We start from the raw sequence: 21,513 nt of genomic DNA on the forward strand, positions 1-21,513 counted from the left end.
GTACAATAATAAAATTTGATAAAGCATAGGATAAACTCAAGAATTAACGTATTGCACATATGCGCTACATTTTTTAATCTTCCTAAAAATTTGACAATACACGACAATACTGATATATTGAAAGTATTATTTTGTGAGGTATTCATGGCTAGCAATAAGGAAAAATATCAAATAGCGTTCTGTATTTCAGTCATCACATCCCTAATTGATTATTGTTAATGCAACTTGCAGTTGCAGTAGGTACCGTACTTCCTATAGCTGCTTGCCTAAGTTATAGAAGGAATTTTAACTGTCTTGTCCTGGCATACAAGCAACAGAAAGCCTTCATTTTTACAAAATAGTGAGACTGATGTCTTAAACAAAAGATATCTTATTTTGTGAACAAGAAAGCAAGCTTTTCATGGAAAGGGTTTTTCAACCATTTTGCAACATCTTTGACAAAGGATCTGGTAAAGACGTACAGAACAAACTAAGCCCTAAGCATAGAAACCACTTTATCGTAGCCAGGCAATGATTTAATTTCTCCAATTGCAGCTAAAGTAGTTTTTTCGTGCTTAGATAGCAATTCTTCCACTGCTCTTTTTACATCAGCGGTGGTAACCGCGCTAGTTTTTTCTATCAGTTCATCTTTGCTGATGTACCTATTATAGTTACCATAGTAGTGTTCCAAAGCTTCAGCACAAGAACTGACACTTTCACGCGACATTAAAATTTGGGATTTAATTCGCTCTTTCACTCTATTTACTTCTTCTTCCCTCAGATCATTTGTAGATAATTTTTTCAACTCCGTCGTTATGGATTTTAAAAGCTTATCTAAGTTACTACTGTCTGTGCCAGCAAAAATGGAAAGCATTCCCGTATCAGTATAACTGGAATTAAATGAATAGACAGAGTAAGCTAGCCCTTGCTTTTCTCTTACTTCCTGGAATAGACGTGATGACATTCCGCTTCCTAGTATAGAATCAAGCACTTGAAACGTATGATACCTATCATCATGGCAAGAAACACTAGGAAAACCTATTAGCAAGTGCACTTGATCTAATTTACGGTGCTCCAAATACTCACCACCAGTGCAGTTTGCATTTTGGCTTTCTTTTAGTTTTTGAGAAGAAATCTTTGAGAGAAAATCTTTGGTTAACTGAGCAATTTCCTCGTGCTCAACGTTGCCAGCAACAGCAAATATTATATTCTCGCCAAAGTAATGTTCGTTTATGTAGTTATTTAGGTCCCCTTGAGCAAACGATTTTACAGTATCTTGCGTACCTAAAATCGATCTACCAAATGGTTGATCTTTGTAAGCTGCCTCAAAATATTTATCGAAAATGATGTCACTAGGTGAATCATTGATTTGAAAAATCTCTTGTATTACAACACCCTTTTCACGTTCTAACTCATCCTTTGGAAATGTAGAATTCATTAATATATCTATTAATATATCGACACCAATTTTTACGTCTTTCTTGAGAACTTTTGCATAGTAACTTGTGCGCTCTCTACCGGTGCTAGCATTGAACACTCCACCTATATCGTCAAAAGCTTTTGCAATTTCAAATGCAGTTCTTGTCTTTGTTCCTTTGAAAGCCATGTGTTCTAGAAAATGGGATATTCCATTTTGATTTGCACTTTCAGCTCTACTGCCAACACCAACTCGTATATTCAAAGCTACAGAATCAATATCACGCATCTGCTCAGTTATTATACGCAGACCATTATCTAGTTTTGTTACCTCTGGCACATTTATCCTATGTATTCTTCTTTAAATTCTCTTCTGCAAAATCCCAATTAATTAAGTGGTCAAGAAAGATCTTTATGTAGTCAATTCTACGATTTTGACAATCTAAGTAATAGGCATGCTCCCATACATCCATAGTAAGTAGTGGTACTTGATCATAAATTAATGGTAAATCCGCATTTGGAGTTTTGGTGATCTTGAGTTTCCCTCTTTCAAGCACTAACCATACCCATCCACTACCAAACTGGCCTATTCCATGATTGAAAAATTCCTCATGGAACTTATCAAAGCCACCAATATCATCTTGAATTTTTTTTGCTAAAAGACCATCTTCTTTGGGCTTATCACCACCACTTTTTTTCATTGAATTCCAATAAAAAGTGTGGTTCCAAACTTGTGCAGCATTGTTGAACACAGGAACTTCGTCACTATTGCCGTGAACTTTCATTATTAATTCCTCAATTTTCACATTTTGATAATCTGTATTCTCAATTAGTTCGTTGAGCTTATTTAAATATCCCTTATGATGCTTATCATAATGAAAATCTAAGGTTTTCGCAGATATGTAAGGTTCTAAAGCTGTTTTATCATATGGTAACTCAGGTAAAGTAAAATTCATGCTAAACTCTTCATTTTTGACCTACTTCTATAGTAGGATAATATGTGCTCTTGTGCAATATATAATTTAGTTAAAATATTGAGCATCCATTGCAATTACTTAAAAAAAGGTTATACTAATATAGTAATGTAAATAATAATTACATTTTTCATTATATAATTTTTTAGGAGATTAATGTGTTGATTACATTAACATATAACAATTTTAAGCAATATGCTCAACAAGGAACTGTTCCTGCTGTAGAACAAAATAATAGCAGCAAAGTTCCACAAAATAGTTTTTATAAATCCGTTTACTATATCGATAGCGTTTTAGGGCCAATTAAGGACATGCTCGTAGGAGTAAAGCATGATCTTAACACTTCAGAAATAACTATGGGAAGAAGAGAGAAAGTAGTTTGGGGCACGGAACGCAATGATTGCTATTCTGGCTTTGCAAATTTATTACTTGTACTCTATACAGGAGTTGCATATCTTATGTACTTGCCAAAAAAATTATTTTTCATATTTCAAAGGAACAGAAGGCCCGAAATCTCTTGTAGAATATTCAAATGATTGGCAGCACACAGCTGAACGATATGGTGGAAAATGTGCCGATTTCTTTGGTTCACTCCTCTCTTACATTGTTTCAGCTGTCATCTGAACTGCTGCGTTAATTATGACACCACTGACTTGGACTGTTGATAAAGTGTCAAGTAAATTGAGTGGAGTAAAAGAACCTGAGCCTACTAAAGGCCTTCTTGACGAGAATGCTATTGCATAGCTAATCTGCACAATATAATGTACATGACTTTGATGTTTAGTCATGGGCATTTTAGAAAAGGTGTTACCCAAGTAAATGGAAAGCATTTTATACCTCCCCAATTCTTGAATATAAAAAATATTCCCTTAATAATATAAGGTATGATAATCAGAAATTTAATAAAACGGGCAACTCAGGTAGAGAACAGTGAAAATGTAGTACAATATATTGAATATCTCTATCAATTTGAGAAGTTTGGAAGCACATTGAACCTTACTTTGTCGCTAATAAAGCAAAATAGGCTTTCGTTAAAAATATATCAAAAGGGATTAGTGGACATCGAGGAAGGGGTATGTAAGACAATTAGGTCTATCTGTGTGGTGTAAAGTAGGTATGTTCTTGTACTAAGAAGGTTAAACCCGTACGTTATAGTGCATGAACTTTCACATATGGTTGAAAATGAGCTTAACTTGAGTCTAGAGCAGGAGTTTCTCTATAAAGTTTATCAAGATATTGAGCGGAACTTAAAGCAGGCAAATATTTTTGTACAGAAAATTATTGGTCAAGTTATCTTTAAAGAAATACAAGCTCATCAAGCTGCAAAATCACGCACATCTGAGTTATTTGCACTATTTTGAGCTATTTGCTTAGGTGCAAGAGGTTTATCTTAAAGGCAAAGAGTACTTAATTCGCACCCGAGATTTAACAAAGTGTTTTTTGCTACTGACCAGTGGAAAAAAAGCTGCTTAGATCCACAAATAATGGACGCAGTGGATAAGGAAATCAAGGAATACAGCAATAAAACTGCTTTTAAAGACGTAACCAAAGTGCAAAGCAGCTGGATTAACAAATTTTCTCCTAGAGGCAAAAAGATTAGCTCTATATTTGGAAATGATGATTAACTCAGCAGAATACAATTAACTTTCACAATGTTTTAAAGTATAGTTTCAGTAATACATAACTGGATATAAATGAAAACCATTTTGGCCGTTGAAACAAGCTGCGATGAAACTGCAGTGGCGATTGTAAATAGTGAAAAGCAAGTCCTTGCTCAAGAAATTCTTTCTCAAACAGAACACAAAAAACGTGGTGGTGTGATTCCTGAGATAGCGTCACGTGCTCATATGGAGCATCTAAGCAGTCTAATAAAAAACTCTATAGAAAAATCTAACCTCAATTTTTGTAATCTGGACGCGACTGCAGCAACATCAGGACCAGGACTCATAGGTGGATTAATAGTTGGCACAATGATGGCAAAAGCAATTGCACATGTAACACAAAAACCATTCATTGCCGTTAATCACCTAGAAGCGCATGCGTTGGTTATTAGGTTACTATATGAAGTCAAATTTCCATTTCTAGTCCTTCTAATATCAGGTGGTCACTGCCAATTTTTAATTGCACAGAATGTAGGTAAATATATTAAACTTGGAGAAACACTTGACGACTCGTTAGGTGAAGCATTTGACAAAGTTGCTAGGATGTTGGGGTTAAGCTATCCAGGAGGTCCATTAATTGAAAAGCTAGCTAAAAAAGGCAATGGCACAAGATTTAAGCTTCCAAGGGCAATGAGAAAACATCCTGGGTGTAATTTTTCATTTTCTGGAATCAAAACTGCAGTAAAAAACTTAGTACAAGAACTTGAAATGAGTGAACAAGATGTGTGTGATGTATGCGCTTCATTTCAAGAGTGTATTAGTGAAATATTATTGGATAGAGTCAAAAATGCGGTTATTATGGCCGAATCTTTAAATATCAAGATCAATGACTTTGTAGTTACTGGTGGAGTTGCAGCAAATAATTTCCTAAGAAAAAAATTAAAAAAACACATAAATTTAAACATACTTTTTCCCCCAATTAATCTATGTACAGACAATGCAGTAATGGTTGGGTGGACAGGAATTGAAATATTACAGAAGGATTACATAGACTCCCTCAATTTTGCACCAAGACCAAGGTGGGAATTGGGAAGTTATTAAAAATTTCCAACTCTGAATTAGGTAATGAAGAAAATATCAATTTTATTTCTTTCTTATTGTCGTTTATATTTTCTATTTACATATGTTAATATTTTATTATATTAACTTAAAGTAAAATAACTACCTTTATTAATATTTTTGTAATAAAAATTGTATACGGTGCATTAATCAGATTAAGAGAGAAATTGTGGAAATTACTCCATCAATAAAAAAAGAATTGAAGCAAAGCACACTGTATGTCTGCTTAGGAAAATGTAAAAGTGCATTTTGGTTTATTTTTTGGTTCAGTTCAGGAATCAATTTATTAATGTTATTTCTGCCACTTTACACCTCTCAAGTGCTTGACCGAGTGATATCAAGCGAAAGCGTATCAACACTAACTATGCTAACAATCATCACCTTATCCGCGTTTGCGTGCTCTGCAATGCTTGAAACTTGCCGATATTTAGCCATGGCAAAAATTGGTGATTGGATTGATAAAGCTGTAACACCAGACCTGATAGTAAGGTCAATTAGGCTAACATCAGTACAAAGCTCAACTTCTAGTGGTGAAGCAATACGGGATCTTGGAGTGATAAAAAATTTTATTACAGGAAATAGTATATTCTCACTGTTCGACACTCCATGGTCGTTAATTTACCTTGTTGTGATCTTTATGATACATACTTCCACAGGGTTCATAGCTACTATCGGAATTATTATATTAGTCTCTATGGCAGTGTGGAATGAGCTTGCCACCAAACGCATATTACAAGAAACCAATGAAGAAACTATACGTAACATCAATGCCATAGATGTTGCAACAAGAAATGCAGAAGTAGTTGAAGCTATGGGTATGTCAGAATTCATAGTCTCTGATTGGTGTAAACGAAACGACCAAAACCGAGCAATGCAAATTAAAGCACAAAATCGTTCTAACGTGATTACTGGTATCACTAAGTTTTTGCGCTCAACTCTGCAAATATCGGTAATTGGAACAGGTGCATTACTTGCAATTACAGCTCATAAGACTGCTGGTAGTATCATTGCCGCTTCGATTTTAATGGGTAGAGTATTAGCTCCATTTGATGCAGCAGTTCACACTTGGAAATTTTTAAATCAGGCAAGGATGTCATATGAAAGACTGCAAAGGCTTATATTAACGTCACCAAAGAGAGAGCAAACCATGGCTCTACCAGAACCTGCAGGAAAATTGGAATTTGATAGAGTATTTTTTACTCCTTATGGAAGCAACAAATCAACAATAAAGGGCGTATCATTTGTAATAGAACCAGGTGATGTAGTTGGTGTCATTGGTCCAAGTGCCTCTGGCAAGTCAACCATAGCAAAGCTAACTGTTGGTGTATGGAAACCCATATCTGGCGTAGTGAGACTGGACGGAGCTGATGTATACACTTGGAATCGAGAAATTTTTGGTAATTATGTTGGTTACTTACCTCAAGATATTGAGTTATTTAACACCAGTGTTAAAGCTAACATTGCTCGTATGAGACCAGATCCAAACACTGAAGAAATAATCAAAGCAGCAAAAATCGCAGGAATACATGAATTAATACTAAGTCTACCAAATGGGTATGATACAACGATAGGGAATTTTGGAGTGACGCTCTCTGGTGGGCAGAAACAGCTACTCGGTCTTGCAAGAGCTTTTTATGGGAATACAAAACTTTTGGTGCTCGATGAACCAAATGCTAACTTAGATAGTAATGGAGAGGCATGCTTAATTAACGCAATCAATGTTGCAAGGAAGCAAAATACAACTACCATCATCATAACTCACAAATTACCGTTATTATCTTTGGCTGATAAAGTAATACTCATGTCAGACGGTGTTATTTACACTATGGGACCAAGGGATGAGATTTTGAGTAAATTAGTTGCTTCATCATCAAATACCACAGAAGATGAACATTCTTCAGTAAGTGGTTAATAAAAGTAGTGTTTGTTACTTCCCTTTCAGTCCATTTATTTACTAATGCGTTCAGATGTTTTTTGTTCTTCTTGCCTTCTTGTGTCTCTTAAAAACCTTAGTCAAGAGGGATGGGCTTTTTACTTTACTATCCACTAGGTAACAGTCCATTTTTACTTCGACTAGCAGAGGAGGTGAAGGTGGTGCAGCTATAGGAGATGACAATGGAGGAGGAGTTGGTACCAGCAGTGCTTAAGAGTTATTGTTTCCGTTTTTGTGCTGACATCATTATCCAAAGCTATTGCACTGCTGTCTACGGCATTAAGATCTATTTCTTCTTATCATTTATTGCAGAAACAGTTAACTTGAAAAGATATACTGCTGAACTTAATGCAACTACTATAGGAAAAGAAGCAATTACCTTAAAAAGCATTGGCACCCAGTAGCATTAAAAATTGCCAAAAATATAGGATAAGCAAACACCTTAGCTACAAGGTTAAATGCACATAGTGAAAAATAGTAATTGAATATCTTAATAGAAATAGTACCTTAGAATTGCCTAATTTTCTACCTCATATATTAATACAATGTTGATAATAACCGTGCTAATAATTTATGTCAATCAAAATTGTAGAATAAATTTTGTTATATGAGTAGATTAACATTGATAATAAATTTATTAAAAATAATAATGTAAATGATGTTGCCGTGGAAATCTATAACAATATTTCTTGATAACGTCTAACGAATTTCAATAAATTGTTTTTTTGAATTCTAGGTAGATATACGCTTTGTTAACATGTTTAGTTCAAAACCCAAAAGTAAGTTCATGCTTTCTATTGGAGAAGAAGGCACAATATTGCTGTATTTCAAAAATAATACCTTAAATAAAAGGTATTTTGTCAAGGACAAAAACGACAAAGCAGTGTTCGACTTAAATTCATGTCTTTCATCCAACAAAAAAGCACCTTTATACTTGGTGTTAAACCATGCAGATCAAAATTACTCGCTACAGCTCATTCCAAGAGTAAATAGAATTAGCGCCTATCTATCGGCAAAAACGAAGATGGAACACTTCACTCGCAATAATGATATAAGCTCAGTTCTTCTGGTTGAAAAGCCAAACAAACTCAACCAAAATTGGTATTACCTTCTTGTTTCATCAAAAGCAAAGCGTTTAGTAGAATATTGGCTAAATGTATTTATTGGAATAGGCTCTAACTTTAAGGGAATATTAATGTTTCCTATAGAAATAAACAACATAGCAAAAAAGGTTTTTTATAATGATCTCAATAATTGGAAAATTATAGTAGTTGCAACCAAAACTGGAGGCTATAGACAAGTAGTTTTTAAAGAAAACAAAATGATATTTACGCGCTTAGTTCCATTTACCAATGATAATTTACCAGGAATTATTGCGGGTGGAATATATCAGGAAGTGCAAAATACCATTCGGTCCTTAACTAAGTTTGGTTTCAAAAGAAACGACCCAATCGATCTTTGCATGGTAGTACAAGAAGATATTAAGACTAGCTTATCAGTTATAAATTTTTCAGAGAATAGCGTGAACATATTAACCCCACATGAGTTAGGCAGATTATTAGGGTCAGAATTAGCTGTCAGTGAAAAAGATAGCTTCTGTGATACCATAATCTTATTTCACAGTTTTAAGAATAAGCCAATAGCTGTTTTTTACACAAAAGAAACTAAAGAATTTTATTTATTAAATTACTTCCATCTGAACTCTCCTCGAATTTTTCTATATTTCACTTCAATTTTAATTACAATCAACATTCTTTGTTTGCTAAATTTGCATTCAAATTTTAATGTTGCCGATAATCTATCAGCAAAAAAGGAAGCTTTAGATAATCAATTAGCAAAGCTAAGCCAGAGCTACAACGTAAAAAAAATAGATGAAGTTTACGATTTCATTAATATCAATAATATTCTACTGAAGATGGAATATTCCCCCCTTACACAGGTTAAATATGTAGAAAAATTGAAAGTACCAGATGTAGAGCTTCAATCGTTTGAGTGGAATTATAATGAGGCGAAAAATTACATTACCACAACTTTAAGGTTTAATTTTCAGCCTGGTAAAAATGTTTCCTACCAGTATAAGGAATTACAAAAAAAATTGAACAATAATTTTCGCACCTATGATATTAGTATTTCTAGCTTGCCTGCTACTGAAGAGGAAAATATACCTATTAATGTTAAAATAGGAGAGGCTATGTAAGCTAGTGAACGTTTCTCAGTTAAAAAGAAGAGTTGCAATTCAGCTTATATTATATCTGTTATTATCTATTGGACTAATAGGATTACTAATGTACGCTGTTATTTATAACAGAAAGGTCTATAATAAAAATCAGAGTGCTATTAATGAAATACACTCTATTAATTTACAAATTACTGATGTTCAAAAAAAGGAAGTTGTTTTAGATAAAAACCTAGATTTATGGCAAAAAATTTCCTCTTCAAATTTACACAGCAGCAGATACATTACAAATTTAAATTTTGAGCTTGGCAAGTTATATAAAAAGTACTGCATATTAGAACCTGAAATATCAATTTCCATACCTGAAGAAATTGAACTATACAACAAAAGTGAACACACAAAAGTGATAAAAAGTGAAGTAATCCTAAATTTAAGTTCAATTAGTGATAAGCACATTTTTTTATTTCTACAATCCGTTCCAAGTCTGCCTGGTTATGTTATGATCAAATCTCTTATCTTGAACAAAGAGAGAAATATTGATACTGCAACTATGAATCAGATTTTAAATGGTAATATGATAGAAACAGTAAGAGCTAACATAGTCTTTGACTGGTATACTATACTAAGTAGATGAAATAATGAAAATAAAGCTGTTTTTTATTTTCACTCTACTGTTCTTCGACGCTAGTACATATTGCAGTTGTGAAGATATTATAGAAAGTATAGAAATCTGTAAAGAATATACTTGTCAACAATATATTGGTAATGAAGACTTTATCGAGCATAAAATACTAGGACTAAGCAGCAAAGATTTATGTGTATATATAGAAAAACAAGATAATGATGAGATGGTTTGCCACCATTCTAAGTATGGGATGATGATGGAGAAAAAATATCTTGAAAGCATTTTCAAAGTTGGCAATCAAGAAATCAATGATTTTATTGATATAGCAAACCTGCGCGCAAAGGAATGTTTTTTTATAAGTAATCAAAAGACAAGCTACACAAATCGTGACTATATAATAAAGGAAGCAGTGGAAAGTGACTTTGACGCCTTATCACAATACAATGATATAAAAAGCATTTTCTTTGACAAGGAATCAGTCAATAAAATGGTCAGTGAAATGAAAAAATTTAACCTACGATCTTCAAGAGCTGCAAAAGAGGAGATATTAGATAATTTTAACAGTAAGGTAGTAAGCTTAGATTCAATTTTATACCTTTCCCCCGACACATGGAAAATATGGGTAAATAGAAAATTATTTACGAACACTAAGAATCTAAAAGTCTATTCAGTAACTGAAAATTATGTAACTTTTGTGTGGACTGTAAATCAAAAAATGACAAAAAAACAACCTAATGATTCCAAAAATGTATACTTTGGACATGAGAGTATTATGTTTACACTTTATCCGAAGCAAAAATTTGACTTAGATAGCTTATCTATTAAATAATTTAACAGATGTGCGCTTGTAGCTCAGCTGGATAGAGCGTTGCCCTCCGGAGGCAAAGGACGCGGGTTCAAATCCCTCCAAGCGCATTAACGACTTGATCAAGAAAAAAGTCTATCTTCATAAAACGCTTGAGCCACTTATGAGGCATAGTTTACACATATCATACCTGCAGCACACTACCATACGTTTTTTACTTTTTAATATCCAGTCTCTACATAACAGGTGACTATGCAGCAAAACTGCCAGATTAATGGTCTAGTAACCCTGCACTATCGTCAGAACATGAAGGGCTCAGTGACTGGTTACGTGATATTAGCTGTATCTCACCCAACTTACTACCTGGATGGTTTTCTTCTCTTAATCTAGTTGCTCCGGTATGCCTCTCTTCTGTTTCTCTTTACTTTATTACGTTTTTTCCCAATGAAGTAAGGATAGCTTTACTAGCTAACTTGTCACCAATATTGTTATACCGTAAATCAAGTGAAATAAGATGTGTGAGATTACTATTAGCTAAAGCCTCTATTCCTTTTGTAACCAATTCTGTTCATACTTAGATCAAGTGCAGTAAGATGTGTTAGCTTAGCTAACTCTTTTGCATCTTCATCATCAATTCTTACATATTTTAAACTAAGTTTTACAATGTGCTTGTTACTTTGTAAAAAACTTACTAGCTTGCTTATATTGACTGTAGTATCTAATACTTTTAAAGCATTAGCTTCCACATGTTGGTTAAAATCCACTTTATCTGCCCATGATATATTATGCCAATATTTCAATTTGCATTTCAGTAGCTGTCGACCACTTTATATAATGCTAAAAATTATACAAGGGTTACATGTAAAAATAAGACTTAGCCTCACATACCTCTTCTCTAAGCAGCTTTTTCTGTCGATCCATAAAACTTTTCCAATTACTCGCTCCATAGTAGCGGTATCTCGTTCCTCCTGAAGTCTATCACTTTTAGATGATCTAGTTGGATCTCATTTAAAATATCTTATTTTACCTTCAGTGCTAGATAATTTAGATGTAAAATGTGTAATGCACTTTCTATTAAATTTGACAATACTATTTTTGCATAAGATAATGTAAAGAGTTTATTCAAAGCACAATTATGTCAAATGGTACTGTAAATAAAGTCATATTAGTTGGTAATTTAGGGAGGAATCCTGAAATTAGAACTATGCAAAATGGAAAAGAAATGGCGAATTTTTCAATAGCTACATCTGAAGGCTGGACTGATAAATTTTCCGGTGTGCGCTCTGAAAAGACAGAATGGCATAATATCATAATTTTTAGTGAAGGATTAGTAAAAGTTGTAAAAGATTTTGTACGCAAAGGCAGTAAAGTCTATATTGAAGGCTCTTTGAAAACTAGAAAGTGGACTGACCAAAATGGTAGTGAAAGATATACAACAGAAGTAGTGCTACAGAATTTTAATGGTACCCTTACACTTTTGGACTCACGAAATAACGCAGCAAGCTCTGACTACAAATCAAATGAATACAAGCAAGACGAAACAGGGCAAAAAGATCAGTATGAAAATTTTGATAGTGAGGTAAAAGAAGAGCTAATCGATGATGAAATACCATTTTAATAATTGCAATTGAAATCATCATCTACATTTTTATGGACTGCTTGCGTCACTCCCTTTAATTACAACGGAAGTAGTATAGATTATTGCAGTTTGCAGCACTTACTGACAATGCAAGCCAAAGCTAAAAATGGCGTAGTGTTGCTAGGTAGTACAGGTGAAAGTCTATCGCTTACTGATTCTGAAAAACGTACGTTAGTTGAATTTGCATGTAAGCTGAAATTAAACATGGAAATTATAATTGGTGTGCCGGGAGTAAATTTATATCAAACTCTTGAGTGGCTTAACTTTTGCAAGGATATACCTATTCATGGCTATCTAATGACAACTCCCATTTACACAAAGCCTGGTGTTATAGGGCAAACTTTATGGTTCGAAAAGCTACTTGAAAAAGCTCATGTGCCGGCTATGTTTTATAACATTCCGTCAAGAGCAGGAGTAAGCCTTCATGTTGAAACTGTATACAACTTATCTAGCCATGAAAGATTTTGGGCTATTAAAGATTCAAGTGGAACCATTGATACTTTAATTGAGTATAAAAAAGTTGCACCAAATGTCGAGGTTTTTTGTGGAGATGACAATATGATACATGACATGGCTGCCTACGGTACAGCAGGCCTAGTTTCTGTTGCTTCTAATGCCTGGCCACACGTAGCGCATGAATATGTTAAGCAGTGCCTCAATGGCAAGAGCTTTCACGCAGATGTCTGGCAACAAGCTTGTAAAGCTCTATTTATTGCTAGCAATCCAATACCTACTAAAGCACTGCTACATGGCATTGGACTTATAGAACACAGAACTGTCCGCTTACCACTCAGTACACAAGACTTGCCTTCTGTTGATGAGATAAAAAAAGCAACCGAAATAATTTTAAATTTGGAAAAAGTTAATTATTTTTATCATCCTATGGTTTGATCATGGAATTCAGTCTGGATTACAGCGTTACACGCTGGAGTGACACCGTTTTCGTTTGCCCCTAAATTGCTCCAGCTATAAATATTTAAGAAAAAGTAACCGTTTACAAATTGTGGAAATGAATAAAGAATTAAGCAGTAACAGTTACTAGATTCTGTAACTTTTGAAAGGAATTTTGGCCATTTAGACGCGAAGTTAAAATATCGACAACATCTTTTATGAATCTTTCTCCACGTTCTGACCAAGTGAAAAAGCTGTTCTTACAATAGATTACATAGCGCCTCATTTACCGTTCTGCAAGGTTATTGGTTGTATCTATCACTTCAAGTTTTCGTAAAAACTTCCATATCCTCAGATCTTAACATCTTGGCAGCCATCCTCAAAGTTTGAGTACCATTTATAACCCTAGTCATTTTACACAAAAGATGTTCTACCCTTTTTCAAAATTTTTACATTAGTTGATAAAATCTTAAATCATCTACCAAATTTTATTTTTTTGCTTTTGTACCACAAATACTCTGTTGTTGAGTGACTTGAGCGCCTGGCCAATTTTGCTCACTTCAATATTTTTACTATACGCAAATCTTTCAAAATCTCTTGTCAAATGTGTCCAACATATCTATCTATTTTCAAGACTAAAATAATTGTACACAGCGTATTGTTACTTACAACTATGCCATTGTATTCTGGCAGTAAACTTTGCAACACCTTCTTGCCACGAGACTCGGTCATCTTTAGAAGTGTCAGAGCGCTTTGTTGTTATTACCCAACCCAGCCTCTTTCTCCTTGATTTCTGTGCTATGTTTCATCTATATGCAGGTTTCTTTCAATTCTTCCTTCATTTTCTCATATTCAGATGCGCATCTTTTGATACTCTGTGCTCAGTCTTTGATACTAAACTAAGACTTATATTGAGGTTAAATATACTGCTTAAAATTTGTTGTACTTTTCTTTTCGAGTTAATAAAAAAGCCACTTAGGCTGCTAATTGTTGTTTTAGCATTGAACCCTAGAAGACATCTTGAAACCCCCATGGTTAAACTAGCTGAACCCTTCCTATCACAAGCTCTGTAATAGTTTCTTTGCAACCTGTACTCAGTTACGATTAGTTTGATTTCTGGTAATTCTTACCTTTTAATGGACAATTTCATCTTCTAAAACAACCTTATTTCCACACACACAAACCTGATAAAATTGTATAGTCTACTACTATATTTGCTACCATCAAATCTCACTTATATACCTTATGCCCTGGCTGACCTCCTGGTTTTTTATCACTTTTCTTTTTTGTTTTTTTGCGATATATATCTTGCGATGGTGGTAGAGATGAACTTTTTGAGTTCAGCCCAGTTTATCTTCTAGCTCAATTATTTTTGCTTTTAAGCCATCATTTTCTATAATCAGAGCCTTTATTTCTTCTTTGAGATTAGCGTTTTTTGATTTGTACGCCACAATCTTTTCTGCAGCCCTGTTATCATACCCACTCCATACTTAGCTTCTCATGTCTTTACACTTTTACAATCACTTTGTAAATCCCTTATCTCCGTGAACGGTTATAAGAAAAATGGTGATGTGCCCGCAAGGTTTTTAAAAGCATTAGGCGCCCCTTTTACTTCTATGAACCAACCTTTCTTAGTTCAACCAAAAGAAGTAGATGTAAGGAATGTTAGAGCGTTTATTTTAGCCCATGAAAACATCGTACCGCAAGTATTCTAACACTATGAATCTTTAGTTAAGAACATATCCATCCACCGCCGATAACTTGTTCATCTTTGTATGCTACGCAGGCTTGGCCAGGGCTGATGCTAAAATAATCATCATTCAAAATGACATAAGCTTTATTTTGTTCTTTGGCTGGGTATATTTTTGCTAAACTTCCCGAGTGTAATGATCGGAGCTTCACAGTTACTTCCATACCTTTCTTTGGCTGTTCTAACCAATTTAACTCCTTGACCAATATTTTCCTTTGCATTAGTGCGTTAACCGGGCCTACTACTATTTCATTGTTTTTTGTGTTGATTCTCACAACATAAAGAGGTTCACTGTGTGCGATACCCAAACCTTTTCTTTGTCCTACTGTGAAATTTACTATACCATTATGCTCGCCCAGTATTTTTCCATTTACATCCACAATTTTGCCTTTCTGTATAGATTGTGGAGCTAGCTTAGCTATTGTTTTGCTATAGTTTTCGGAAACAAAGCATATATCTTGACTATCTGGCTTCTCAGAAATTGGCAAACTAAAGTACCTTGCTAATTTCCTTACATTGCACTTATAGAACCCACCAAGTGGAAACCTCAAAAGCTTCAACTGCTCCTTTGTTGTGGCAAACAGAAAATAGCTTTGGTCTTTACTTTTATCCATGCCTCTACACAACTTTACCTCGCCATTTTTTTCTAATCTTCTCACGTAGTGTCCTGTAATTAGCACGTCTGCACCAAGATTTCTTGTAACTTGTAATAAATCACGGAACTTTACTGTTTGGTTACATTTTATGCATGGTATAGGAGTTTTTCCCTGGATATAGGTTTGTGCAAAGCTCTCTATCACTTCCTTTTTGAATATTTCTTCATAATTTAAGATATAATGAGGAAATCCAGTACCTTCAGCTACGCGCTTAGCATCATAAATATCTTGCCCAGCGCAGCATGCACCTTTTTTTCTTGTATTAGAGTTGCCATCGGCACCATATAGCTGAAGAGTCACACCAATTACTTGATATCCAAGGTGATGTAGCAACACTGCAGCAACGGAGCTATCAACCCCACCGGACATTGCGACCACAGCCTTGGTTTGGTGTGGAACTTTATCTTTCAACAGAGGTTCAATTTCAAATTCTTTTAGCATATGACTTATAAGTAAATGTAGTAAATAGGTGAGATTTGCCACCTCTTTATCCTATAGTAGGATTCAGTGTAAAAAAGTCTAAATCCCAGTGTTAGCTGCTTGGATGATTGCAACTTTCTATTGTCATCAGAGTAACTGACACTGGTATGGCTTTGTTGCATAGCAACCAAGAAACTTAGTGTGGTTACTGACAAAATTCATTGTAAAATGGCCATTTATAACTACTTAAGAAAAAATATGCTATTAAAAATGAAAGCCAGTAGCCACAGCTAATATAACAAATTTCTCAAAGACAGGAGAAATATTTTTTATTTTATTAATTGGGGTGGCGGTAGCTAAAAATATTTAAGAAATTTACTAAATAAAAAAAAGGCAAAAAAGTCCAAAGTAGCTAGTTACTAACTCTTCATTTTAAAAATTTGACGTTGGGTGATATCTTAAACGCTTTACAAGCGAGCTTCAACTTTTATAGGCAAGAAGGCTAAAAATTTTATTAAAGACTTACGGTAACATAGTACACCAAATAAAAGATCTTCTTGTCATTTTAATCTGCGCGACTGGAAAATTATATAAAATAGCTCCAGTTTTGTGGTAAGAAGGCTAGCGAAGCTTGTCAAGTAGTTTTTTTTGTGTTTAATCTATCCTGTAAGCTACTTGAATGACAGCTATAATAGTTGTGTGCTTGATATTGTAATCTAATTTATATTGTACAATTCATCGAAAAGATTCGATAAACTACCTCCAAAACAGTTGCCATACTTAATCTTGCTTAAATAAAACATGGCTAAAATAATCCATATTTTCGAGCACCTTACCACTGCCCAGGGCAACGCAACAAAGTGGATCATCTGCAACATGTACTGGTAGTTTTGTTGTTTCACTGATGACTTTACCTAAATTGCGTAACAACCCACCGCCGCCAGATAAAACTATTCCTTTATCGACTATGTCAGAAGAAAGTTCAGGAGGAGTACTCTCTAGTGCTGTTTTAATAGCAGAAATTATTTGATGCACAGGCTCTATTAAACTCTCTGCGACTTGATATTCTGATAAAAGCATTTCTTTTGGCATGCCGCTCACTAGATCCCTGCCTTTGACCATCATCCATTCTTTATTATTTTCATCCGGCAGGCTTGCTGAACCTAAGCTTTTCTTGATTTTTTCAGCTGTTGTCTCACCAATTAACAACTTATGATTTTCACGAATATATGACCTTATTGCTTCATCCATAATGTCGCCACCTACCCTAGCAGAACGTGAATAAACAATTCCACCTAAAGAAATAATTGCGACTTCAGTTGTACCTCCCCCTATGTCAACAACCATGGAACCTTCAGGTTCAGTAACCGGAAGTCCAGCTCCAATTGCTGCGGCCATTGGTTCTTCAATTAAAAATACTTCATTTGCACCAGCACTTTCTGCCGCATCTTGTATAGCACGTCTTTCAACCGGGGTGGATCCAGATGGAACGCATATGATAATGTTAGGTTTATTGACAGTGAGCTTTGTATTTGCACTGCGTATAAAATATTTTAGCATCTCTTCCGCGCTTTTAAAATCGGCAATGACACCATCTTTTAGTGGTCTAATCGCCTCTATTTCTCCTGGCGTTTTTCCTAGCATCATTTTAGCTTTTTTACCAAAAGCATAAGGAATATAACTTCCTTTCTCCTTTATTCTTGCTACAACCGAAGGCTCATCAAGCACTATTCCTTGATTTTTTTGATAGACTAAAGTATTTGCAGTGCCAAGGTCTATAGCAATATCACTAGCAAATAAACCTTTGAAAGTGAAAAGGTTACAAAACTTTCCGGTTAATTTTTGAAAAAAATTCATGCACAACTCAAGAAAACCATTTTATTGAGATAAATCATACTTTTCAGACAAGTAGCTACTACAGCATTCAACATCTAAACCTTTGCCTGTTACTTTTTTCAGCAGATCCAAAAAACCACACTTTGCACTACATACATTTTGAGATAACCAACCAATGAGTAACCCAAAATCTCCTTTTATTATAGCACCCAAAAATTCGTAATGATTTTTTTTTATGAAAGAAAAAATCTGTACAGCAATAATTAAAGCTATAATTTTAATGGGAAAATAGCCCATAGTTCCGCTCACCCAATACTCATCTTGAAAGTAAGTGTCTAGTTCATTTTTAGCTTTTACCGGAATTTTATAATGTTCCATGCCTTCTAGCCATGCATCATGCAAGTCTTTAACCTCTAGCGTACCATTTATTATATCCTGTTCTAACTTGGTTCTCAACATAATGTGGGCTAATAGACTAAATTCATCTGCCTTCTTTAAAGGAGAGGAAAGATTCACTTTATTGAAAATCAAGTACAGATTCTCAACACTGTTGATCTTTGCATTAACTTTGCCTTTTATAGTGAGCTTCTCTTTTATATATGGTTGAATAAACTCAATAAATTCCCTAGATGTTCCAATCATTCTTTCCATAAATAACCCTTGAGTTTCACACATGATGTATCTTGTAAATGAGCTACTTATAGAATTTTGTGCTAAACATCTTTGATAAATTTCATGACCACTGTACCGTAAAAGTAAAAATAAACCATAACAGAAATCAGATTCATCATAATCTATAGGGTGGTGATAAAAAGTATGGTGTGACGTAACACCTATTTGCTGCAAGCATAATGAGCCAAGTTCAATCTGCTTTTGAGTAGCAATCTTCTGTGTGTTAGTAATCTTGTCTTTCTTCTGTTTTTCAATTATTCTATCTATATTGTCGCTGAAAAATTTGCCTAACTTAGGAAATATTTCTTTTACATCTTTTTCTGTGATATCAGAGTCATAGTCAGCAAGCAGTGAATCATATTTTGAACATTTTAATTGCTGCGATTTTATAGAAACTACTCCACGAATGAGTTTAACTAAGTCGGCAAAGCGTTCTTTTAGTTTTTCTAAGCTACTGGGTTCAGATTGAGATAGCTTCCGTAAATTTTGGCACTCAATTTTAACTTTGGACAAGGATTTTACTAGGTCAATGGGAATAGCACTGTTGCTTTTATGCATCCTCTCTATTAACTTTAGCTGCCAACTATCACCTTTCTTTTTGTTACTGGGAGTACCTGCTTCTGCTAATGATTCTTTTATTATGTTGTGAGAGATAATCTCATGTCTAATTTCTTCTAGAAGACCCATTTGCTCAACTTTATCTTCTACGTTTAGTTGACTCTGATCTAGTACTTTTAGCGTATTCTCAATATTCTTCAACCTATGTAATACTTCTTTTAGAAACTTGTAAGATTTCATATTTGTTCATTTTTTTTAGAAAACATCTGTTTAATATCGTAATAGATTAATAATAAAGTTAAAAGTATATTTACTTAAAGCACAATAAAAAATTGTGCCTTTACCGGATTTTTCTACTGAAAATCTAGCATTTTATTAGAAAATTAACTGTAAGACTGTAGAAAAGGTGTTTAGTGTTTTATTTTTCTTGACTATATTGCAATATAGAGAGATTATTAACTACTAAAATTAAAGTTACGCACTATTTTAAAATTTATGGAGGTTTAGTAATGTGGAGTAGATTGGTTGCAATGTGCTGTTTTTGTTTACTGCTTACTGGTGTAAGTTCTTGCTCAAAAAGAGGAGTGAATGCAATAAATAAAATGAACTTTGTTGTTAAACAGATGAAAGAAAAAAGGGTTTTTTTTGATTATGATAAATCTGATATCAGCGAAGCAGGTGCAGATACATTACTTGATGTAATGGAAGTGTTGCAAGATGATCCTAATGTGAAAGTTACTTTGATTGGTCATACTGACAATCGTGGTTCTTATGAATATAATGTTGCGCTGGGTGCTAGAAGGGCAGATGCAGCTAAAAATTTTATGGTTAGTTGTACACCTTACTTAGAAAATAGAATAAAAACTGCTTCTAAGGGTGAAACTGAACCTTTGGTTTATGTAGCAGATGATTCTAAGAACTCCAAATATGAAAAAGAGCATGCTAAAAACCGTAGGGTAGAGTTTTCATTTTCTGGAATGAAAAAATAGTTTTTCAACTATAGCTAGTGTAGTTCCACATCATACCGCGATTTATTCGCGGTATCTCAGTATGAAATCTAGCTTACAAGTAGTGGAACAACGGTAATTTTGAGTTACTTATAGCTATGGCGTTCAGTTGTTAAGAAAGTTCTGGATCTCAGTGTTTAAACACTGAGATAAGAAATGGAATTAGAGTCGTTATTTCAAGATATAATGGACGGTTTTGCTGTCTATAACAATAAAGTTGCAGTTGCAGTATCAGGTGGTATAGACAGTATAGTTTTATTGCATTTAATAACCAGTTGGGCGGAAAAAAGACAATATCCATCCCCTATAGCATTAGCAGTAAATCACGGATTGCGTCCAGAATCTCAGGAGGAAGTTGAGTTTGTTGTAAGTTATGCAAAAGAACTTGGAGTAAAGAAATCGTTCATATTAAACTGGAAAAGGCAAAATATCAAAGGTAATGTCCAATCACAAGCACGAAAGGCACGGTACAAGCTGCTAACAGAATGGTGCAAAAATAACGATGTTAAGCATCTATTTATTGCACATCACAAAGATGATCAAGCAGAAACGTTTCTACTGAGACTTGAGCGCGGTAGTGGTCTAGATGGGTTGTCATCTATGGACTACAAATCCTCTTTAAATGGAGTTTGCATGCTGAGACCATTATTAAGTTTTAGCCGTAGTAGAATAAAAAAATATGCCGACTTTTATCGGTTGAAGTGGGTTGAAGATAGAAGTAATCAAAGTTTAAAATATAAGCGCACGTTATACCGCAACTTACTTAAAGCAAGTGGTAATCAAGAGATTTTAACAGAGCGAATATATCTCACAACTCTTCATATAAAAAGAGCCACGAAAGCGTTAATGCACTACACACGCCTCGCATTCAATGATTGCGTTAATGTTCATGATCTTGGTTATATCGAAATTAAACTAAGTGAATTTTATAAATTACCAGAGGAAATAGCTTTGAGGCTTCTTCTTTACTCTATAATGGTGATCAGCAGTAAACACTATAAACCAAGATATAACAGTCTTATTGCAATATTTAATAAAGTACTGCAAAAGGATAATGATGTTCATTACACACTTTCTGGATGTAAAATAAGAAAATATGGAGAGAGTATTTTAATAATTAGAGAATCGTCAAAAATACAGGAAATATCTGTAAGTTTGCCATTAAATGCTCCTATTGAATGGGATAACAGATTTAGCTGTACAATACTTGGAAATCAGGAGTGTTCAGTAACTATTGCTCCGCTAAAAAAAACACAGAAGATTCCTAAATTTTTAAAAGATTATGATTGCTGCCCTGAAGTTTTTTATTCTTTACCTGTAGTGTTAAAAGATGGAAAAGTGTTAGCTTATCTTCACCTGAATCATGATAGAAAAAATATCAATGGTGATGAGGTTCAATGCATTATTAATAGCACAATAAAACAAAATTTGGTAATATTAGCTGGTATTTAGTTAG

The 21,513-nt window shown here is 34.2% G+C and carries 17 protein-coding genes, 1 tRNA gene and 1 pseudogene; 13 read left to right on the forward strand and 6 right to left on the reverse strand.

Annotated features, from left to right (window positions below; genetic code table 11):
• Positions 1-469: 469 nt before the first annotated feature.
• Complete coding sequence (locus WBP_RS03080; RefSeq protein ID WP_167896318.1) at positions 470-1,741, reverse strand: M16 family metallopeptidase; 1,272 nt, start codon at positions 1,739-1,741, stop codon at positions 470-472.
• 1 nt (position 1,742) lies between these two features.
• Complete coding sequence (locus WBP_RS03085) at positions 1,743-2,351, reverse strand: superoxide dismutase (RefSeq protein ID WP_011256421.1); 609 nt, start codon at positions 2,349-2,351, stop codon at positions 1,743-1,745.
• Positions 2,352-2,527: 176 nt separating this feature from the next.
• Here WBP_RS03085 and WBP_RS03090 point away from each other — a divergent pair, with 176 nt between their 5' ends.
• The 9 genes and pseudogenes from WBP_RS03090 (at position 2,528) to WBP_RS03130 (ending at position 10,738) form a co-directional block, all read left to right on the forward strand.
• Positions 2,528-2,905, forward strand: coding sequence for a hypothetical protein (locus WBP_RS03090; protein ID WP_167896029.1), 378 nt, complete (start codon positions 2,528-2,530; stop codon positions 2,903-2,905).
• A gap of 348 nt (positions 2,906-3,253) precedes the next feature.
• Positions 3,254-3,994: pseudogene (locus WBP_RS06410) on the forward strand (WD_0702 family putative metalloprotease).
• A 69-nt stretch (positions 3,995-4,063) separates the two neighbouring features.
• On the forward strand, positions 4,064-5,071 hold the full coding sequence (tsaD, locus tag WBP_RS03100; protein ID WP_167896030.1) for a tRNA (adenosine(37)-N6)-threonylcarbamoyltransferase complex transferase subunit TsaD: 1,008 nt from the start codon (positions 4,064-4,066) through the stop codon (positions 5,069-5,071).
• Between the two features lie 187 nt (positions 5,072-5,258).
• Positions 5,259-7,001, forward strand: a complete 1,743-nt coding sequence (locus WBP_RS03105; protein ID WP_167896031.1) for a type I secretion system permease/ATPase — start codon at positions 5,259-5,261, stop codon at positions 6,999-7,001.
• A 203-nt stretch (positions 7,002-7,204) separates the two neighbouring features.
• Positions 7,205-7,426 carry a hypothetical protein gene (locus WBP_RS03110; protein WP_167896032.1) on the forward strand — a complete coding sequence of 74 codons (222 nt, stop codon included), beginning with the start codon at positions 7,205-7,207 and terminating at the stop codon, positions 7,424-7,426.
• Positions 7,427-7,779: 353 nt separating this feature from the next.
• A complete protein-coding gene (locus tag WBP_RS03115) occupies positions 7,780-9,219 on the forward strand; it encodes a hypothetical protein (RefSeq protein ID WP_167896033.1) in 1,440 nt (479 codons plus the stop codon).
• A 4-nt stretch (positions 9,220-9,223) separates the two neighbouring features.
• Positions 9,224-9,832: a hypothetical protein gene (locus WBP_RS03120; protein ID WP_167896034.1), complete on the forward strand. Its 609-nt coding sequence runs from the start codon at positions 9,224-9,226 to the stop codon at positions 9,830-9,832.
• Between the two features lie 4 nt (positions 9,833-9,836).
• The gene (locus tag WBP_RS03125) at positions 9,837-10,652 is read left to right on the forward strand and encodes a hypothetical protein (RefSeq protein WP_167896035.1); all 816 of its coding nucleotides are present in this window, start codon (positions 9,837-9,839) and stop codon (positions 10,650-10,652) included.
• 12 nt (positions 10,653-10,664) lie between these two features.
• Positions 10,665-10,738, forward strand: a tRNA-Arg gene (locus WBP_RS03130).
• Positions 10,739-11,158: 420 nt separating this feature from the next.
• Here the strand turns inward: WBP_RS03130 and WBP_RS03135 are convergent.
• Positions 11,159-11,428, reverse strand: coding sequence for a hypothetical protein (locus tag WBP_RS03135; protein WP_167896036.1), 270 nt, complete (start codon positions 11,426-11,428; stop codon positions 11,159-11,161).
• Positions 11,429-11,763: 335 nt separating this feature from the next.
• On the opposite strand from WBP_RS03135, the gene ssb reads away from it, so the two are divergent.
• Positions 11,764-12,246: a single-stranded DNA-binding protein gene (gene ssb / locus WBP_RS03140; protein WP_167896037.1), complete on the forward strand. Its 483-nt coding sequence runs from the start codon at positions 11,764-11,766 to the stop codon at positions 12,244-12,246.
• A 9-nt stretch (positions 12,247-12,255) separates the two neighbouring features.
• Positions 12,256-13,158 carry a 4-hydroxy-tetrahydrodipicolinate synthase gene (gene dapA / locus WBP_RS03145; protein ID WP_167896319.1) on the forward strand — a complete coding sequence of 301 codons (903 nt, stop codon included), beginning with the start codon at positions 12,256-12,258 and terminating at the stop codon, positions 13,156-13,158.
• A 1,731-nt stretch (positions 13,159-14,889) separates the two neighbouring features.
• On the opposite strand, the gene mnmA is transcribed toward dapA, so the two are convergent.
• From mnmA to WBP_RS03165, 3 genes are all read right to left on the reverse strand, one after another.
• Entirely contained in the window at positions 14,890-16,005 is a 1,116-nt protein-coding gene (gene mnmA / locus WBP_RS03155) for a tRNA 2-thiouridine(34) synthase MnmA (protein WP_167896038.1), read from the reverse strand.
• 759 nt (positions 16,006-16,764) lie between these two features.
• Complete coding sequence (locus tag WBP_RS03160; protein WP_167896039.1) at positions 16,765-17,841, reverse strand: rod shape-determining protein; 1,077 nt, start codon at positions 17,839-17,841, stop codon at positions 16,765-16,767.
• A gap of 21 nt (positions 17,842-17,862) precedes the next feature.
• A complete protein-coding gene (locus WBP_RS03165; RefSeq protein ID WP_167896040.1) occupies positions 17,863-19,290 on the reverse strand; it encodes a carboxypeptidase M32 in 1,428 nt (475 codons plus the stop codon).
• 269 nt (positions 19,291-19,559) lie between these two features.
• Between WBP_RS03165 and WBP_RS03170 the strand changes: the two genes are divergently transcribed.
• Both WBP_RS03170 and tilS read left to right on the forward strand, forming a co-directional pair.
• Positions 19,560-20,039, forward strand: a complete 480-nt coding sequence (locus WBP_RS03170) for an OmpA family protein (RefSeq protein WP_011256353.1) — start codon at positions 19,560-19,562, stop codon at positions 20,037-20,039.
• A gap of 174 nt (positions 20,040-20,213) precedes the next feature.
• On the forward strand, positions 20,214-21,509 hold the full coding sequence (gene tilS / locus WBP_RS03175; RefSeq protein ID WP_167896041.1) for a tRNA lysidine(34) synthetase TilS: 1,296 nt from the start codon (positions 20,214-20,216) through the stop codon (positions 21,507-21,509).
• Positions 21,510-21,513: the final 4 nt, after the last annotated feature.

The sequence above is a fragment of the Wolbachia endosymbiont of Brugia pahangi genome (genome assembly GCF_012030695.1).
Taxonomy (GTDB): domain Bacteria; phylum Pseudomonadota; class Alphaproteobacteria; order Rickettsiales; family Anaplasmataceae; genus Wolbachia.

Coding starts and splice junctions, on each gene's coding strand:
- WBP_RS03085 (WP_011256421.1), bottom strand. CDS start 2,351: ATGAATTTTACTTTACCTGAGTTACCATATGATAAAACAGCTTTAGAA.
- tsaD (WP_167896030.1), top strand. CDS start 4,064: ATGAAAACCATTTTGGCCGTTGAAACAAGCTGCGATGAAACTGCAGTG.
- WBP_RS03110 (WP_167896032.1), top strand. CDS start 7,205: ATGGAGGAGGAGTTGGTACCAGCAGTGCTTAAGAGTTATTGTTTCCGT.
- WBP_RS03115 (WP_167896033.1), top strand. CDS start 7,780: ATGTTTAGTTCAAAACCCAAAAGTAAGTTCATGCTTTCTATTGGAGAA.
- WBP_RS03125 (WP_167896035.1), top strand. CDS start 9,837: ATGAAAATAAAGCTGTTTTTTATTTTCACTCTACTGTTCTTCGACGCT.
- ssb (WP_167896037.1), top strand. CDS start 11,764: ATGTCAAATGGTACTGTAAATAAAGTCATATTAGTTGGTAATTTAGGG.
- mnmA (WP_167896038.1), bottom strand. CDS start 16,005: ATGCTAAAAGAATTTGAAATTGAACCTCTGTTGAAAGATAAAGTTCCA.
- WBP_RS03160 (WP_167896039.1), bottom strand. CDS start 17,841: ATGAATTTTTTTCAAAAATTAACCGGAAAGTTTTGTAACCTTTTCACT.
- WBP_RS03165 (WP_167896040.1), bottom strand. CDS start 19,290: ATGAAATCTTACAAGTTTCTAAAAGAAGTATTACATAGGTTGAAGAAT.
- WBP_RS03170 (WP_011256353.1), top strand. CDS start 19,560: ATGTGGAGTAGATTGGTTGCAATGTGCTGTTTTTGTTTACTGCTTACT.
- tilS (WP_167896041.1), top strand. CDS start 20,214: ATGGAATTAGAGTCGTTATTTCAAGATATAATGGACGGTTTTGCTGTC.